The sequence below is a fragment of the Pseudomonas sp. MF6776 genome (assembly GCF_016613125.1).
Taxonomy (GTDB): domain Bacteria; phylum Pseudomonadota; class Gammaproteobacteria; order Pseudomonadales; family Pseudomonadaceae; genus Aquipseudomonas; species Aquipseudomonas iridis.
On the sequence record NZ_JAENSQ010000055.1, the window covers coordinates 1 to 17,573 of the forward strand.

Consider the following 17,573-nt stretch of genomic DNA (forward strand, 5'->3'; position numbering starts at 1 on the left):
CATCATTTCCATACTGATCACCCTGTGTTCTCCTGCTCATAAATTGAGCAGGAGCAGTTGAGCACCTGGGTCAGTTTTCGATCGGCAGAACAGCCTCTACTGGGTCAGTTTTCGGTCAGCGGCAACACAGTGATCAACGCCAGCAGCAGGCCGTTGAACAGCACCAGCTTGAATCGCAATGACAACCTGGCGAACAAGGTACGCATCGATGCACTCCAGCCATGCAAGAAGACACGCGCCCCTTAAGAGTTCGTCGAGTATCTCAACGAGCAAACAAACTGCGGATGCGCGTACTGTCGAAGGGATGGCGTCGGTGCTATTCGTCATCGCCCTCCGACAAGGGCCATGACAAGGGTGACCGACGCGATGCGGACTATTGAGGTATTACCCCTGCCGCCCCAAACAGCAGCAGATGTCCTTCAGTGAGCGGCGCCAATGCGGAGATGTTCAGGCGGTCCTCACGCTGAGATGCGTTGAAGCGCTCCACCTTTGTATCCGAGAGCGCTACCAGCCCCCCATTGCCGACCAGCGCGACGCGGCCATCGGCCAGTTGAGCGACATCGGTGATCGCCTCGACCGTACCGCTGCTCAGTTCGCGCCAGCGTTTGCCAGAACTGTCGCCGAGCAGCACCCGCCCGCTCATGCCGACCAGCAGCGCTCGACCATCACGCAGCCCGACACCACTCCACAGAGAGCCGCTGACGCCGGTGTCGAGTGATTGCCAGCTGGCACCGCGATCAGCAGAGCGATAGGCGTTCCCCGCCTCAGCGGCGATTAACAGGCTGCCATCACGGGTGGCGAAGATATGGTTGAGGTGATAGTCGTCACCATCGGCACCCACGCTCAGTCGCTGCCAGCTCTGCCCGCCATCCTGAGTCTGCGCGGCGTATCCGTATGCCCCAACGACGATGCCGTGCTGGGCATTCTCGAACCACACCGAAAGCAATACCGGCTGCTCCTCCAGGAGTTGCTGCAGAGCCCAGGTTTCACCCCCGTCTTCGGTATGCAGCAACACCCCGCCATGGCCAACCGCCCAGCCCTGCCGCTCATCGATAAAGCTCAGGGCAGTGAGCAAGCCGTCCACCGGCACGCTGCTGGCCTGGCGCCAGGTCTCGCCATCATCGGACAACACGACAATGCCATGGTCACCCACGGCGACCAGACGCCGGCCCACCTGGCTCACCGCGACCAGTGGCGCATGCTGTGCGCTCTCCAGGGCGATAGCCGGAGCCTGCGCGTCAGCAGCCCACACATTACCGGTCACAGCCAATGCCAGGGCCACCAGCGGGAACTGCAGAAAACGAATCGCGAACATCATGCATGCTCCTCTATCAGTGCGCGATCAGGGGAGCACGCACCGGCCCCCGCCGCGGAATCAGGATTTCCAGTACCACGGCCAGCGCTGGCAACAGGGTGATGGCCATGATCATGTTGGCCATGAACATGAAGGTGAGCAGCAGGCCCATGTCGGCCTGGAACTTCAGCGCCGAGAATGACCAGGTGGCGACGCCGACGGACAGCGTCAAGGCGGTGAATACCGTAGCCACCCCAACCTCGCGCAAGGCTTGCTGGAACGCGCTGACGATGTGCTGCCCTGCGGCGAGATGCATCTGCAAGCGGTTGTAGATGTAGAAGGCGTAATCCACGCCGATGCCCACGGCAAGCACCATCACCGGCAGGGTGGCCACAGTCAGGCCGATATCCAGCTCCTTCATGAACCAGTAGCCGAGGAAGGTCGCCAGGGTCAGCGGCAGGCAGCAGGCGATCATGGCGCGCCAGTCGCGGTACACCAGAAACACCAGCAGCACGATGGTCAGGTAGACGTAGAGCATCATCGGCAGCTCTGAGGTCTCCACAATCTCATTCGTGGCTGCTTGTACGCCGGCATTGCCGCTGGCCAGACGTACCGTCACCCCCTCCAACTTATGTTCGGCCCGATAATCCTCGACCGCCTGCACTACCTGTTTCAGGGTGCTGGCCTTGTGGTCGGTGAGATAGAGGTTGATCGGCAGCAGTGTGCAGTCTGCGTTGTACAGGCGCAGGGCCTCGGGCACCTGGCGAACCGCTTCGCCTAGCGACAGCTCATCCAGCGGCAGCGCTGCCCACTTGGGGTTGCCTTCGTTGACGCCGGAGGCCGAAAGCTTGGTCAGCGCCGGCAGGGACTGCGCCGAGAGCACACCGGGCACATTGCCAAGATACCAAGTCAGGCGGTCGACATAGGCCATCACATCGTTGCGGTAGCAGCCGCCTGCAGGGGTTTCCACCGCCACGGTGAACAGGTCCAGGCCCAGGGCAAAGTGGTTGACCACACTCTGCACATCCCTGTTGTACTGAGAGTCTGCATGCAGCTCCGGCGCCCCTGGCAGCACATGCCCTACATGGCGCCCCTGGCTCTGCCATACCGCCAACGCCATCAGCGCTAGGCACAGCAACGTGCCGATGGCCGCATTTCGCGGCTCGGCGATACGCCCAAGGCTGACCATGGCGCCATCACGCCTGGCTCGCAGCCTTTCGACACGCGCCACATAGGCCTTGTCGAAGCTGAAATAACTGGCCAGCACCGGCAGCATGATCAGGTTGGTAATGATCTTGTAGGCCACCCCCACCGAAGCGGTAATGGCCAGCTCGCGGATCATCGGGATGGGCACCAGCACCAGGGTGGCGAAACCGACGAAAGCCGTGATCAGTGCCAGCGTGCCGGGGATGAACAGGCCGGTGAAGCTGCGCCGCGAGGCGGTCATGCCATCTACCCCGGTGCAAACTTCCTTGGAGATGAAATTGACCTGCTGTACCCCATGAGACACGCCGATGGCGAACACCAGGAAGGGCACCAGAATCGCCAGAGGATCGAGGCCGAAGCCCAGCAGAGTGACGGTGCCGAACTGCCAGACCACCGAGACCAGCGAGCAGAACAATGGTAGGAAGGTCAGCCGCCAGGAGCGGGTATACCAATAAACCGCCAGCGCGGTGAGTACGAAAGCCAGGCCAAAGAACTCCACCACGCTCTTGGCACCGGCACCGATATCCCCCATCTGCTTGGCGAAACCAATGATCTGCACGTCGTAGTTGGAGTCTGCGTATTTGCTGCGCACCTCGTCTTCCAGACGCTGGCTGAACTCCAGATAGTTCAGGCGCTTGCCGGTTTGCGGATCCGGATCAGCCAACTCCGCTACCACCATGGCACCGGAATGATCGTTGGCGACCAGGCTGCCGACGAAGCCACCGATGATGGTGCGCTCACGAATGCCAGCTATGGCTTGGTCGTCCAAAGTGCCTACCGTGACATCACCACCTACCACGTCCTCGGCCTTCATGCCCTCCTCGGTGATCTGCACCGCACGGGTATTCGGCGTCCACAGCGAGGTCACGCTGCGCCGGTCGATCCCCGGCATGAAGAACAAGGTCTGAGTCAGGTCGTACAGACGGGTCATCGCCTGCTTGTTCCAGATATCGCCCTGCTTGGCATGCAGCACCACGATGACGCGGTTGGCACCGAACAGCACATCGCGGTACTGGTTGAAGGTCTTGATGAAAGCGTGCTGTTGCGGAAGCTGCTTGTCGAAGCCGGCCGACATTTCCAGGCGTGACGCAAAGCCGCCCATGATCAGGGTAATGACGGCCAGCAGGCCAAGAGTCGCCAGACGATGGCGAAAGAAAAAGCGCTCGAGCGCCGACACCAGGAAAACCAACATGGAATGCCTCGATACAACGAGTGTCGCCAACGGCAAGCCGCGCAAGAGCGCGCACGGTTTGCCGCCAGCGAACTTGGGCTGGATTAGAACGAGTAGGAAATATTGCCGCTGAGGAAGTCGCGATCAGCCATCAGGTTGTTGTCGCCACCGCCCCAGTACTGCACCCACTGCAGGCCGCCCTTCCAGCGGTCACGGTAGTTGAACAGCAGAGAGGTGGTCAGCGACTTGCGACCTTCGACAAACGGCATCGCATTCGGCGTGGTGCCGTTGACGTCGTGACTGAAGTCCAGCTGCGGAGTGACGGTAACGCCGCTGTCGAAGAGGTTGGGATAGTTCATCCCGATCTCGGCCACATAGCCCCAGGACGTTTTGTTTGGTACCGAGTAATCGGGCAGGAAGTAAGGCACCTTGCCGCTGGTATCCAGTCCCGGGTAATGGGTTACCACTGCTTCGGCCATGATGAAGCCCTGGGAGGCCCCCAGTGCGCTGGGGATAAAGCCAAGCGGATCGCTGGCCGAGAAGGTGTAGATGGCATTGATGTCCGCCTGCCACTTTTCCTCTTCGACAAAGCCCTTGTTCACTCCGGTATCGAACACGCTGTACTTGTTGTAGCTACCGGTGAGCCCACTACCGAAGGGAACGGTGGGGTCGATACCGACACTGTCATCGGGACGATAGGACAGCTCGCCCGCAACAGCTACCGGGCCCACCATGGTGCTCATGGAGAGACCGAACAGATCCTTGTCTTCGCCGTAGTTGATGAAATAGTTGTCCACCACCAGGTTGTTCGGATTGCTCCGCGCGGTGTAGCCCACGAAAGGTGTCTTGTCGTGGTAGCGCTGGTAGAAGAGGCCAAAGTCGGTGCCGATGCTCTCCGCGGTCCAGCGCAGTGCCACGCCATACTGGCCGCTGTTCTTCGCCTCACGCTCGCCGGCGTAGGGAATCGCCAGACCAAAAGCCACCAGATCGGCATCGCTCAGACCACTGATACCGGGGGCACCGCACTGACCGGTTGGCGTCAGATCGGCGCAAGTGAGTCCGAGCAGCGGGCCATAGATATTGTTCACGTAGTTCGTCGGGTAGTAGATCGGGCGACGCCCCTCTCCCGCTATATCCGCCGAGGAGAAGTAGGTTCCCACCGGATCGAGCGAGTAGGCATTCCACTTGAACTGGTAATACCCCTCCAGGCTCAGCGTCTCGGTCAGCCCGATATTGAAGGAGGCCATCGGTGCCGGGATGAACACCTCCTTCAGCTGGGTTCCAGGCGTGTGGTACTTGGGCAGGCTGAGGGCGTTGATCTGGTTGATGCCGCCGGGCACGAAGATCTCGGCGCCCCAGCTGATTACCTGGTTGCCCACTTTGACCTTGGCGGGCATCTCGCCGATATCAAAGCTTTTCGCTACCCACAGGTCGAGCAGATCGAAGCGCTCGGTGGCATCGCGCTCGGCCTGGTCGTCCAGTTCCGTGGTGCGCACGTTGTCCATCTTGAAGTCTTTGGCCCAAGCCACCCGACCCAGAGCACTCCAGCCATCACCGAAGCGCAGACTTAGTTCATGAGTTCCCTTGAGCACGTGAGAAAACACATCGTGTTTGTCGTAGTTCAGGTTGCCGTCATCGGCATTGCTGTAGTTGATATCGGCGTTCGCATAGCCGTTGCCACGCGACAGGTTGTAGTACCGACCAAGCTCGTTGTTGGTGCCGGGATTGCACCCACCACTGTCACCACCGAGTAAATGACAGTCGGGAGACTGCAAACGGGTGGCGAAACCATATGACAGCGTGGAGTCGAAGCTGCCGGATATCCCTTCCTCACTGCCGAACAGAACGGCGTAGCTCGGCTGAGTCCAGAGCAGGCCAGATGCAAGCGCGATCGACAACGCCAGAGGGTTATGCAGGCACGGCTTTGCCTGCAGCGCAGCCGCGCCGCATGTTTTTTGCTTTTTCATATTGTTGTGCTCCGGACCGGTCAACGCTCGCCGCGACGGCGCAGCTCGTTGGAGTTGAACATCTTGTCGCTCACACGCCCTTGCAGCCCTGCGCCGAGATCGAGCGACAGGCCTTCCTGAGTGAAGCCGTCGGCGATGTAACGGCGGGCGATCAGGTCGTAGCTGACGTACTCGAAGCTTGTGCAGGCCTGGATCTCGGGATCGGCCCACAGGCTGCCCTCCTGCACGCGCCAGAGATTGCCCTTGGCGTCGTACATATCGACATGCAGCAGGCTCCAGCTATCTTCGTCGAAGAAGAACACCCGCTTGGCGAAGGAGTGGCGCTTGTCGGCCTTGACGGTTGCCTCGACCACCCACACGCGGTGCTTCTCGTAGCGCTGCACGTCGCGATTCAGGTAGTCCTGGCCGATCAGTTGCTCATACTTGTTGGACTTGTCGACCAGCTTGTACGAGTTGTACGGCACCAGCATTTCCTTCTTGCCGACCAGCTTGAAGTCGTAACGATCCAGAGCGCCGGTGAACATGTTGATCTGGTCGACGAAGTACAGGTTGTCCGAGCCGGCAATCGGATTGTCGTAGGCGAAGGAAGGAGCCAGACGAACACGACGCTGTCCGGGGAAGTAGATCCACGAGCTCTGCGCCTTATCCAGGAAGGAGTGCACCAGATACATCTCGCCCGCCCGGGAAGAAGGTGACAGTACGTCATAGAGCAGCTTGGCCTCGATTCCGCCGGTATCGCTCGGGTCCCTCACAGCAGCATCGTTATAGGGATAGTACTCATGCGCCCATTGCCGAACCTCGGTCAGCGCGCCCCCCTTCTCACGAAGCAGGATCGAGACCTGCGCACGCCGCCCCTTGGCCATGTAGCGCAGCTTGTAGTTCCACATCACCTCGATGCCACTCTGCGGTACCGGGAATGGCACAGCGGCGCCGACAGCCTGCTCCAGGCGCCAGCCATCGCTGCCAATACGCGCCTGGCCGGCATACGCCTTGGAGCGCTCAGCCACTTCGGAAGGAATCGCACAGCTGCGGTGCGTGGGATAGACATCCAGGCGGTAACCCGGATAGGTCTTGATCAGCGCGACCTGCCCTTCCGGCAAAGAATTCTGGTACTTGGCCACATTGCTCGCGTCGATAGAGTACAGCGGCTTTTCACTGGCATATGGATCTCCTTTCCCTCGCGACCATCCAGCAGGGGCTTGAATCAAGCCGCCACTCCAGGCGGGGATGCTCCCATCGGCATTACCGGCCTTCTCTGCCCCAATCGGGGTTAGCTCACTCCCGAGCTTACTCAGGTCAGGCGAGGTTGCCGCCTGCAAGTGACTGGTACCAAGGAGCGCCAACAGCGCACCACCCAAAAGTGAAAACTGGAGGTTTTTCATGAACTTCTCCTGGAGGGAGCTTTTTTGTGGTTATTGGGAAGCAGTTCGATGTGGCCTAGAAAAGCCGGGGAATAGCGGATCTGTCTTGAGTAGGTGCCAAGGGCCGATGGCGTCGAAGCGATGCAGGTGTTGCTAACCGTTCGGATGCGTTGCACTTGCTGCTAGGTGCAGATAATTGAGCGCCACTCCAGGCGTGAACCTTATTGACGGCCATTTGCCTACCTCTCGTTGATTTTCTTGTTGTTCGAGTAGGTGATCGGGATCGGATGGGAAAAGCGGGCTGATCAAAAATCCAGCCCGAAGCGTTCCGACTCACCTGGCTGGAAAAGTATTCAATGCCACTCAAGACGGATTGCCCGCGCATGCCAGAGTCATTGATATCTGATGCCAATCGGGCCTGAGCACAGGCTTGGAGGTAGGAGCGGAACGATGAGGGAAGAGAGTCCGTACGCGGCCAGCATCTTGATCGGTCAGCAGTCGACTGCCAACACAGCAGGTCAGCGGTAGCGCAGCCGATGGCCCCGATGCCCTATGGATTGATTACCAGCAATGGCCCGCCTCTTGCTTGCCACGCACCTAGGCATAAGCAGCACTCAACTGAGCGATGCATGCCGAGTCATCCAATCGAGAGTAAGATGTGGAAGGCGATTACCCTCAGGGGTAAGTCTTCAGCATAAGAACAATCACCGACCGAGCCGCCCCTGACAGCGGGCACTAGGCCAGGAAAGGGATAGAAGTAAAGGCTGCAGCACAATGAAATCCGGCCGCACAGTGGTTTCCGAAAACTTCTTCCGCAGATTCAAGGAAGTGTTTGCCCCCTATCTATCCATGCTTGACGTCGACTCTCGCGTCTTAGAGCGCGCAGACATAGAGATACCCGTCGAGCAATATCTAGCTCTATGGGAAGCTGCGGGAAAGGTCAATCCCAATGTTGGGCTTGAGCTCGGCATGCAGTCCGAGCCAGACGACATCGGCGCACTCGGCCATGCCATACACTGCGCGACAACGGTTGAAAAAGCACTGCTGACACTTCAGCAATTCATCATCGTCTTCGCCCAAGAATCGAATATAAAGCTGGAGTTCGATAGTCGAACGATCTGTATTGAATACGGTGTTACCTATCCCACCGTCATCTCCAAACGCCAGGACTCGGAGTTCGCCATTGCCGCCATCTTGCGGCAGCTTAACTTGATCACCGCTAGCACCATCCGCCCCACTCGCGTTGACTTCGCACATAGCAAGCCTGCGGACATATCGGCGCATAAACTGCTGTTCCAATGCCCGATCCACTTCAATCAACCGGCCAATCGAATCTGCCTCCCCATAGAGACTTTGCAACTGCCAGTGGCTCACGGTAACGAGCGGCTGTACAAAGCCCTTGAGCCTTATCTGGAAAAAGAGCGCCAAGTACGCACCGTTACGGATGAACTACTGCCGCAAATCACCCGGATAGTCGCCGCCGAAATGAGCAGCGGGGCCCCTTCTATCGACGAAATATGCGATCAGTTGAACCTGAGCCGGCGTACGCTCCAGCGTCGGCTGAAAGAGCATGGAATCGAATTCTCAACGCTGATTGAAGATGTCCGTCGAGAGCTCGCCCTCTCGTACATGAAGGAATCGAACTACTCCATGACGGAAATCTCTCTACTGGTGGGCTATTCAGAATCGGCCTCCTTCACCCGAGCCTTCCGACGCTGGACCGGACAATCGCCCCAGCAGTATCGCGCGGCCCACCTGGCTTCCTGACCCCCCTCGGTTTGGCACCCGCTGCCGGAAGAACTGGCACTGCCAGACAATCTCCCGCGCTCGCGGAGCTCTATGCTGATCCTGTGACGGCGCCCCAAGGTCATCAGCCCCATCGCCATTGGCATTCCTGAGACCTGCGCGCCATGGCTGACGAGCGACCTTCTCTCAGCAGCCCCAGCCCAGCCAAATGATCACTGTGAGGGGATCTGCGTGAGTAGCATCGAACAATCGTGGGACGTCATCATCGTCGGAGCGGGCGTGTCTGGCCTCAGGGCCGCACTCGACCTGAAAAAAGCAGGCCAGCAGGTCTTGGTGCTTGAGGCTAGGAACCGAGTGGGCGGGCGCTCGATGCCCGGTACCGTGGCCGGCCACACAGTCGACTTTGGCGGCCAATGGCTTGGTGCTGATCACCACTTGTTCCGTGAGCAGGCGCAAAGCCTTGGTGTCGGAATCTACCCTCAGCATACCGAGGGCAACAACCTGGTCAGCCTGGATGACAGCATCCAGTCCTATGGTTCGCAGGTGCCCAAGTTGCCCTGGTCCTCGTTGCTGAGCCTGGGAATCGCTGATCAGATCTTACAGCATGACCTGCGACGGCTCGGACACCTCGCACCATGGCAGGCTGATAACGCCGCCGAACTCGACAGGGAGTCGCTCGAGGCCTGGATCGACAGAAAGGTTCACACCAAAGCCGCCAGAGGCCTGATACAACTGATCGCCAAGGCCATTCTGTGCGCGGAACCCTCTGAGGTGTCCTACCTCTTCTTCCTGGAGGTACTGCGCCAAGGTCATGGGCTGGAAACGATGATCGGAGTGAAAGGCGGCGCTCAGCAGGACAAGTTTGTCGGCGGCGCCTGGCAAGTACCTAAGCGCATGGCCGACCTGCTCACCGAACAGATACGACTCAATTGCCCGGTGCACGCTATCGAGCAGGACACCCAGGGCGTGCGCGTGCTCTGTGCCCAGGGCACGTTCCATGCTCGACGGGTAATCATGACAGTGCCCCCGGCACTTGCTTCCCGCATTAGCTATGAACCTGCGCTACCGGCCAAACGGGCCAGCCTGATCAGGCGCATGCCGATGGGCTGCGTGATCAAGATTCATGTGGCGTATCCCACACCCTTCTGGCGCTCTCGTGGCCTGAGTGGTGCGGTGATTAGCCCTAATCGCGCGCTTAGCATGGTCTTCGATCAAACGCCGCTCAATGGCGAGGTCGGGATACTCGTCGGCCTTATCGAAGGCGAACATGCCGTTGAGCTCAGCGAGATTGGGCCCGATGCCCGCCGAGCGCGCGTCATGGCTGATCTTGTGCACTACTTTGGCGCTGACGCGGCCCAGCCACTGGAGTACGTGGACCACGACTGGATTCATGAGACCTGGACAGAGGGCGGCTACGGGGCCCACATGCCACCGGGAGTCATGACGACCTACGGCGAGGCCATTCGCGAGCCGCATGGCCGCATTCACTGGGCAGGGACTGAGACCGCCACGGAGTGGATGGGCTACTTCGAGGGCGCCATGCAGTCCGGCATCCGAGCCGCCAGCGAAGTGCTCGAAGCCGAGCGCCAAACAGCCGCCTAAGCCTCCCCCAATCCTTCTGGGGCGTGTCGGAACGGCCGTCCCTCCCCTCTCCTCGTCCCGTGCCGATCCAACGCGAACGTATTGGCACGATCTGCTGAAAAGACTGGCACTGCCGGACAATTCCAACGCCAGCCGCACCGATACCCTCCCGACATCACCACTGCATCTCTGAGCGCACGCGAGGCGGCGCTTCAGGGGCAACTGCATCTGCCCAGCGTCAGGAGACACATCGCAATGAACACCGCAGCCCAGATTGGCCATGCCTTAACTAGCGAAGCAGAGGCTGTGCGTATATTCACCTTGCAACGGGCCGCGCATCGCGAACATCCCATCCCCAGCCTGGAGATTCGCCGCAAGAATCTCAAGCGTCTGGAAATGATGCTGCTGGAGAACCAGGACGCCATCTGTGCAGCCATCAGCCAGGACTTCGGCAACCGCGCCCACCAAGAAACCAAGTTGCTCGAACTGTTCCTGACGGTCGATGGCATCCGCGACTGCCACAAGCGCTTGTCCAAGTGGATGAAGCCGCAACGCCGCAACGGCTCTATTTGGTTCTTCGGTGCCCGTAACTCGGTGATTCCCCAGCCCAAGGGCGTCGTGGGGGTCGTAGCCCCCTGGAACTACCCACTGTTTCTGGTGATGGGGCCGGTAACAAGCGCACTGGCAGCGGGCAATCGCTGCATGGTGAAAATGGCCGCGAACTCTCGTCATCTCTGTGCACTGCTACAGCGCCTTGTGGCTCAGAATTTCGACGAGCACACCCTGGCCATCGTGCCTGGTATCAGTGGCTCGGTCTTCTCAAGCATTCCCTTCGATCACCTGATCTTTACAGGGTCGGCCGAAACCGGGCGCTGGGTCATGCGGGCCGCGGCCGACAATCTGACACCAGTAACGCTTGAGCTGGGCGGAAAATCCCCGGTGATAGTCGCCGAGGACTTTGACCTAAAGACGGCGGCCGCGCGGATTCTGCAGATGAAGACGGTCAACGCAGGACAGACCTGCGTGGCACCGGACTATCTGTTCGTCCATGAGAGCCAGCTGGAGGCATTCGTAGAGCACTGCCGCGCCATCACCCCCCAGCGCTACCCGTCGCTGCTGACCCAAGACTACACCTCGATCATCGATCAGAGCGCTTATGGGCGGCTGATGGAGTATCTCGACGACGCCGAAAGCAAGGGCGCTCAAATCATCAATCTGCTGCCCGGCAGCATCGGTAACGAAGCCGTCCGCAAGATCGCCCCGGTCCTGGTGCTAGGAGCTACCGATGACATGCGCGTCATGCATGAAGAGATCTTCGGCCCGATTCTGCCGATCAAGACCTATCGCAACCTGGATGAGGCGCTGGACTACATCAAGAACCGGGATCAGCCGTTGGCCCTCTACCTGTTCACCAATCAACGCCAGCTACAGAAACGGGTAGTAGCCCTGACGCAGTCCGGCGGTGTCGGGATCAACGACTGCGGGCTGCATGCCGCCCAGCATGACCTGCCGTTTGGCGGTGTCGGTGCCAGTGGCATGGGCCACTACCACGGCTACGAAGGCTTCCTTGAGTTCTCCAAGCTGCGCCCGATCTTCAAGCAGTTTTCGCGCCCGGCATTTCCGCTCCTGTATCCCCCCTACGGAGCGCTCTTCGACCGGCTGATTAAGCTGATGCTCGGGCGCTAACCCGCGACCTAAGGCTTGTTGCAGGCCCCTGCAGCAAGCCCTGATTACCAGCAACCCTCCAGCACTGTTGCTCCGCAACTTGGCATAGCCACCAACAAAGAGAATGAAAGGCATGACCGCTATCAAAGACTCGCATCTGGAAAACCAGTCCTTCTGGCAACATGACTACGGCCACTACTCGCCTAACGCCGCACTCACGCAGAACCTGAATGCGGATGTCGCCATCATTGGGGGCGGATTCACCGGCCTAAACACCGCCTGGCAGTTCAAGAAAGACAACCCCAATGCGCGCGTGGTGGTGCTGGAAGGCGCCATCATCGGTTTCGGCGCCAGCGGTCGGAATGCCGGATTCAGCACCAAGCTCTTTGGCCTAGAGCCTGAGATGGTGCTGCTGCGCTGGGGCAAGCAGAAGATGATCGATGCCCACCACTACCTCAAGAAAGCTGTAGCGCATACCCAGAACCTGATTGAGACCCACGGTTTTCAATCCGACTACTGCCATACCGGGATGGTCAGGATCAGCTACTCGCAACAGCAGTTGGACCGCATGAAGAAAACTTATCAGCTGCTCCAGGATCTGGGCATTGATGGGGATCTGACCTGGCAGAACAGAGACCGGATTCGCCAGGATTTCCACTCCGAACGTTTCATCGGCGGCATCTACGAAACCGACACGGCTCATCTCAACCCCTGCAAACAGGTTCGCGAACTCAAGCGCCTGGCGGAGTCGGCAGGGGTGGAAATCTATGAGGCCAGCCCTGTCACTCGCATCGAAAGGGCTGCCACGGCAATTACAGTCGCGACTGAAAAAGGCCGCGTGGTCGCCGACAAAGTCGTGATCGCAACTAATGCTTACTCGCGCGAGGTGCCGGATAGCCGCACGCTCAAGGCCCGGCAGTACCCGCTGTGGACCTACCAGATCGTCACAGAGCCGCTCACCGCCGCGCAGTGGGAAAGCATCGGCTGGAAGGACCGACAGTCGTTCGGGGATAACCGGCAGATGCTGCATTACTACCGCCCGACCGTCGACGGGCGAATCGCCATGGGTGGTGGTGATGCGATCGTGTACAAAACCGGCGCGCTGGTTGAGACGCCGTCTGCGATGAGCTGGAAGCACTGCGAGGCTCACCTGAAGTGGATCTATCCCCAGCTGAAAGATGTCCGCATCGACTACCGCTGGGGTGGACCTGTATCGGTCAACGTCGACATGGTTCCTGAAATCAGCTTTGTCGATGACGAGCGCATCATCTACGCAGGGGGCTGCTTCGGTCACGGTGTTGCACTGACCCACCTCAATGGGCGCACCATTGCTGACCTGCTCAACGGCCAGAAGACCGAGCTGACGGACTTCTGGATCGTGAACAGAAAATCCATCTCCATGCCGAACGACACCCTTTCCTTCCTCGGTGGCCGCGTCGCCCGCCAGGCGCTCAAAGCCTGGGACTGGTGGGAGGAGCGCAGCTTGAAGGACATTTGAGCGATCTCCGATTCATCTATTTTCTCCAAGCACTGTGGACTACCCCTGCACCTGTAGTGGATCCCGCCCCGATGTAGAGGGCCTATGTACCGAGTCTTCTGGATCCTGTTTCTGCTGCTGGCTAGTCACCTTGCTCATTCAGCTTGCTCGCGGGAAATATTGGTTCCGTTCAGTGAGCTCGGTGTGGACCAGTGGCAAAGAGAGGGAGTCCGCGCCGGACTGTCCATCGAATATCTGGAAGAGGTAAGCCGGCGAAGCGGATGCCGATTCGCTTACACGGATGTGCCGCGTGCAAGAGCCTGGTTGATGTTTGCGCGCGGCGAGGCCGACGTGGTGCTCGGGGCTGTTCGTAGTGCTAGACGTAATGAGGCAGGATCGTTTTACAGCCAGCACATAGAAGAAGGCGTTTCCCTTGTCAGCCTCAAGGCACACCCACTGCACCTGAAATCTCGAGAGGCCATTCTTGCTTCAGGACTAGCCTTCTCGTTTGTACGCGGACACGACTATGGCCCTAGAACAGCTGAGCTAATCAGCGCGCTTATGGCACGCGGATCACTGGCCCTGGTCAGGGACCCGAAAGCCATGTTGCGCATGCGACGTCTCCCCGTCTTCAGTAGCAGCTGGCTTTAGAGCCCTGGGTCAATGTAACGGCTTTGGAGGCCAGTTGCTCGGCATAGGCCAATGGGGTTAACCCACCCAGCCCTTTCTTCGGTCTCTCTTCGTTGTATTCCCTGCGCCAGGACTCAATCACTACCTTGGCGTGCGGCAGACTGGTGAACCAGTGTTCGTTCAGGCATTCATCACGAAAGCGCCCGTTGAACGATTCGATGTAGGCATTCTGATTGGGTTTGCCGGGCTCAATCAGAAACAGCTGTACACCTCGCTGATGAGCCCATGTCAGCATGGCGCGACCACAAAACTCCTTGCCATTGTCTGTGCGGATGGCCTTCGGCAGCCCGCGAGACATGGCCAGGCGATCTAGGATGCGCGTCAACGAAAGCCCGCCAATCGCTCGTTCTGGCACGATGGCGACAGCCTCATGGGTAGCATCATCCACCACGGTCAGGCTCTTGATGACACGCCCTTCAGCCGTGCGATCAAATACAAAGTCCATCGACCAGATCTGGTTGGCGGCCCGAGGGCGGCCCAGCGGCTGTCGATCTGCAATCGGGATCTTCTTGCGCTTACGCCTTTTCACCTGCAAGCGGGCTTCGGCATACAGGCGCTCCACACGCTTGTGGTTGACCACCTCGCCAGCCTGGCGCAGCTTCAAATAGATCATCGCGGCGCCATAGCGGCGATGCCGATGGACCAGGGCCACAATGCGCTCGCGCAGGCTCTGGTTGCGATCCGGCCTCGGTTGGTAGCGCAGAGCACTGGCGCTCATGCGCATCACCTGAAGCGCTCGTCGCTCACTCAAACCGCGTGCCGTCATGTGACGCACCAGCTCGCGACGGGAGGGTGCGCTCACCACTTTTTTCGCAACGCCTCGCGGGTGACTTCGATCTCCAGCATCGACTCGGCGAGCATTTTCTTCAGCCGGGTGTTTTCGCTTTCCAGCTCCTTCAGGCGCTTGGCATCCGACACACTCATCCCGCCGAACTTGCTACGCCAGAGGTAATAACTGGCCTCCGAGAAGCCATGACGACGGCACAGCTCCTACAGCAAAGCAGATGACGGCTCGACGGTGATTCAAGCTATTCGCATCACAAACGGCCAGCGAGCGGTTGATACGGCAGCTGGGAAGGACGCAGTGCAGAGCAGGGGGGGATTCATGAATCAGGTCGCCTTTAAGGACTGTGGGCGTGTGAACTTTGCCAACACGGGGCATGGTGAAGGAGTTGTTCAAGGTATCCACACCGGGCGCGGGATGACTGCTAAATGCAAAATCCGAAACTGGGACGGTCAGTGGCATATTGTTGAAAGCAGATAATCGAAGCGAGCACAAAGGAGTAATCATGGAAGTTGTTGCAATCAAAAACCTTAAAACACTTAGTCATTCGCAGAAGGAAGAAATACTGCGGATGGCTGAACGCTATAGCCTAGATTTGGTCAACCGACCGATCAGCGCTGATCACCCTATGTTCGGCGTAGTTCGCGCCTGGATGCTGACTGATATCGCCCTTCAGCTTGATCCAGCAATTAGCCTTCAGATCAATTCTGAAGTAGTAATCGCTGTAAATGTCGCATCAAAAATTATAGGCTTCATGACCCTGAGCCGAGCTAATGACTCCGCAACTGCTTGTGGAATAAATTATATCTGCGTTGATTCAGCACATCGCAATCAGGGGGTCATGACTGCGATGATTGACAGCCTGAAACCACGCTTCACCGATATAGCACTCAGCTGCTTTCCAACACTCGTAGAAGCGTATGAAAAGATCGGATTCGTAATGTGCGAGGCCCAAGGAGCTCAAGTCGCTATGCGAATTGGGGACTCGTACAATATGAATGTCATCGATCCAAATTACTTGAACAATCAGCGTGCTGTTTCGCAAGAAGCACAACGCTTGATCAACGAGCTAGGCCCGAAGCGAGCAGTCGCTGTCAATGATGAGTATGACGCGGAAACAAAGCGCATCTCAAAGGAAGTCGCGGCTTTCGTTGAGCAACGCAGAACAGCGGCATCGCAAACGGACGACTGACCGACCAGCTACCGGCTCATACCCATCCCCATAGGTTGCTCAGGCAACGACCCGGCAGAACACTCACGTCACTTGCCGGGTTGGTTGCCCCCTCCTCCTCCTCAGTCCGTATCTCTCCGACCTCTCCTACTGTAATCGCACGCGGGTTTTCTCCGGGCTGGGACTTCTGCGTTCCTGGTAGGGTCAATCTGCTCGAGCGCGACTGTGGGCTAGGGTGTGGGACACCTCATTTGGGATTTCCCAATCGCCCTATAGATTCTGGCCTGTAGCCGTTTTGTATGGGGATACCTTATCCTCCTACATTCCGGCGAGATCTGGCGCGACCGCAGTATCAGCGCGCCTGCGAACCAACGAGCCGCGAGGAATTCGTAGTGAAAACCCATGATTCGAATGAGCACGCTCAAAGCGAGCCGATTTCTGGTGAGATTTACCACGTCACGCCAACCCGTCATCTCGAGTCCATATTTCGTGATGGCTTACGGCCGCAGATTGGGCCTCGCTCCGCGCTACTCGGTGAGGCCAAGGAAATGGTCTATTTCTTCGGGTCGATGCTGGCAGTAGAGGACGCACTCAGTAACTGGCTTGGTGAAGCGCTCGATGACGAGCCTGGAGCGATTTCCGTTCTTGCCGTCGATCGCTCAGGTTTACACCTCGTTTCAGATGGTGGGTACGAGCTTGCGTGTCCTCACCTCATTCGGCCGGAGAACATTTCTCTCGCTTTTCAGGATGATGTGCCGGCGGATGAAAGGAACGGCCCGGTGACCGGGGGGGCACCTCATGAGCAAACTAACCCCTAAGTTCGTCAAGGATGTCGACCAGCCCGGCTCCTACCAGGACGGAAGGGGGTTGATTCTTCGTGTATCAGCTACCCTGCGGAAGAGCTGGGTCTTTCGCTATATGCTGGCGAAGCAAAGGCACGATCTTGCCCTGGGTACGTTTCCTGCCTTGAGCCTCAGAGACGCACGACTGGAGGCTGACAAGTACCGACTCGATATCGCACGCGGCGTTGATCCAGCCGCTGAACGCGCGAAGGCCAAAGCTGCCAAAGCATCGCGAGCCACAACGAGCCACACATTTCGGGCGTCGGCAGAAAGGTACATACGCACGCATTCGTCGAGCTGGTCCAAGAAGCATCACCAGCAATGGCAGAATTCCCTCACGAAGCATGTCTACCCTGTCATAGGCGGATTTCGGATAGCCGAGGTCGACACGGACGATATCCTGGATGTGCTGACGCCGATCTGGAGCAAGATCTCGGTTACTGCGAACCGCATCCGGAATCGCATTGAGCTCGTGCTCGATGCAGCCAAGGTGTTGCCGCTGACCGAAAACTGACCCAGTAGAGGCTGTTCTGCCGACTGAAAACTGACCCAGGTGTTCAACTGCTTCTGCTCAATTTTTGAGCAGGAGAACACAGGGTGATCAGTATGGAAATGATG

11 protein-coding genes and 1 pseudogene are annotated in these 17,573 nt (G+C 58.6%); 7 read left to right on the forward strand and 5 right to left on the reverse strand.

The window, feature by feature from the left end; all coding sequences use genetic code 11:
• Positions 1-373 precede the first annotated feature (373 nt).
• The 4 genes from JJD74_RS29405 to JJD74_RS29420 form a co-directional block, all read right to left on the reverse strand.
• Positions 374-1,318, reverse strand: coding sequence for a YCF48-related protein (locus JJD74_RS29405; protein ID WP_023082859.1), 945 nt, complete (start codon positions 1,316-1,318; stop codon positions 374-376).
• Positions 1,319-1,331: 13 nt separating this feature from the next.
• Positions 1,332-3,692, reverse strand: coding sequence for an efflux RND transporter permease subunit (locus tag JJD74_RS29410; protein WP_023082860.1), 2,361 nt, complete (start codon positions 3,690-3,692; stop codon positions 1,332-1,334).
• Positions 3,693-3,775: 83 nt separating this feature from the next.
• A complete protein-coding gene (locus tag JJD74_RS29415) occupies positions 3,776-5,638 on the reverse strand; it encodes a DUF1302 domain-containing protein (protein ID WP_023082861.1) in 1,863 nt (620 codons plus the stop codon).
• Between the two features lie 20 nt (positions 5,639-5,658).
• Complete coding sequence (locus JJD74_RS29420; protein ID WP_023082862.1) at positions 5,659-7,020, reverse strand: DUF1329 domain-containing protein; 1,362 nt, start codon at positions 7,018-7,020, stop codon at positions 5,659-5,661.
• A 753-nt stretch (positions 7,021-7,773) separates the two neighbouring features.
• Between JJD74_RS29420 and JJD74_RS29425 the strand changes: the two genes are divergently transcribed.
• From JJD74_RS29425 to JJD74_RS29440, 4 genes are all read left to right on the forward strand, one after another.
• Positions 7,774-8,766, forward strand: coding sequence for an AraC family transcriptional regulator (locus tag JJD74_RS29425; RefSeq protein ID WP_023100546.1), 993 nt, complete (start codon positions 7,774-7,776; stop codon positions 8,764-8,766).
• A gap of 210 nt (positions 8,767-8,976) precedes the next feature.
• A complete protein-coding gene (locus JJD74_RS29430; protein ID WP_023082864.1) occupies positions 8,977-10,347 on the forward strand; it encodes a flavin monoamine oxidase family protein in 1,371 nt (456 codons plus the stop codon).
• A gap of 234 nt (positions 10,348-10,581) precedes the next feature.
• Complete coding sequence (locus JJD74_RS29435) at positions 10,582-12,012, forward strand: coniferyl aldehyde dehydrogenase (RefSeq protein ID WP_023082865.1); 1,431 nt, start codon at positions 10,582-10,584, stop codon at positions 12,010-12,012.
• Positions 12,013-12,115: 103 nt separating this feature from the next.
• Complete coding sequence (locus tag JJD74_RS29440) at positions 12,116-13,489, forward strand: NAD(P)/FAD-dependent oxidoreductase (RefSeq protein ID WP_234451922.1); 1,374 nt, start codon at positions 12,116-12,118, stop codon at positions 13,487-13,489.
• A 626-nt stretch (positions 13,490-14,115) separates the two neighbouring features.
• Here JJD74_RS29440 and JJD74_RS29445 read toward each other — a convergent pair.
• Positions 14,116-15,148: pseudogene (locus JJD74_RS29445) on the reverse strand (IS3 family transposase); the annotation flags it as partial.
• Between the two features lie 299 nt (positions 15,149-15,447).
• Here JJD74_RS29445 and JJD74_RS29450 point away from each other — a divergent pair.
• From JJD74_RS29450 to JJD74_RS29460, 3 genes are all read left to right on the forward strand, one after another.
• Complete coding sequence (locus JJD74_RS29450) at positions 15,448-16,134, forward strand: GNAT family N-acetyltransferase (RefSeq protein WP_023082869.1); 687 nt, start codon at positions 15,448-15,450, stop codon at positions 16,132-16,134.
• A gap of 371 nt (positions 16,135-16,505) precedes the next feature.
• On the forward strand, positions 16,506-16,931 hold the full coding sequence (locus JJD74_RS29455; protein ID WP_078451031.1) for a hypothetical protein: 426 nt from the start codon (positions 16,506-16,508) through the stop codon (positions 16,929-16,931).
• Positions 16,912-17,469 (forward strand): tyrosine-type recombinase/integrase, encoded by a 558-nt coding sequence (locus JJD74_RS29460; RefSeq protein ID WP_234451923.1) that lies wholly within the window; start codon positions 16,912-16,914, stop codon positions 17,467-17,469. Before JJD74_RS29455 ends, JJD74_RS29460 begins: the two co-directional genes overlap by 20 nt.
• Positions 17,470-17,573: the final 104 nt, after the last annotated feature.

Excerpts from the sequence above, each read along its gene's own strand:
- JJD74_RS29405 (WP_023082859.1), bottom strand. The coding sequence starts at position 1,318 with ATGATGTTCGCGATTCGTTTTCTGCAGTTCCCGCTGGTGGCCCTGGCA.
- JJD74_RS29410 (WP_023082860.1), bottom strand. The coding sequence starts at position 3,692 with ATGTTGGTTTTCCTGGTGTCGGCGCTCGAGCGCTTTTTCTTTCGCCAT.
- JJD74_RS29415 (WP_023082861.1), bottom strand. The coding sequence starts at position 5,638 with ATGAAAAAGCAAAAAACATGCGGCGCGGCTGCGCTGCAGGCAAAGCCG.
- JJD74_RS29420 (WP_023082862.1), bottom strand. The coding sequence starts at position 7,020 with ATGAAAAACCTCCAGTTTTCACTTTTGGGTGGTGCGCTGTTGGCGCTC.
- JJD74_RS29425 (WP_023100546.1), top strand. The coding sequence starts at position 7,774 with ATGAAATCCGGCCGCACAGTGGTTTCCGAAAACTTCTTCCGCAGATTC.
- JJD74_RS29435 (WP_023082865.1), top strand. The coding sequence starts at position 10,582 with ATGAACACCGCAGCCCAGATTGGCCATGCCTTAACTAGCGAAGCAGAG.
- JJD74_RS29440 (WP_234451922.1), top strand. The coding sequence starts at position 12,116 with ATGAAAGGCATGACCGCTATCAAAGACTCGCATCTGGAAAACCAGTCC.
- JJD74_RS29450 (WP_023082869.1), top strand. The coding sequence starts at position 15,448 with ATGGAAGTTGTTGCAATCAAAAACCTTAAAACACTTAGTCATTCGCAG.
- JJD74_RS29460 (WP_234451923.1), top strand. The coding sequence starts at position 16,912 with ATGAGCAAACTAACCCCTAAGTTCGTCAAGGATGTCGACCAGCCCGGC.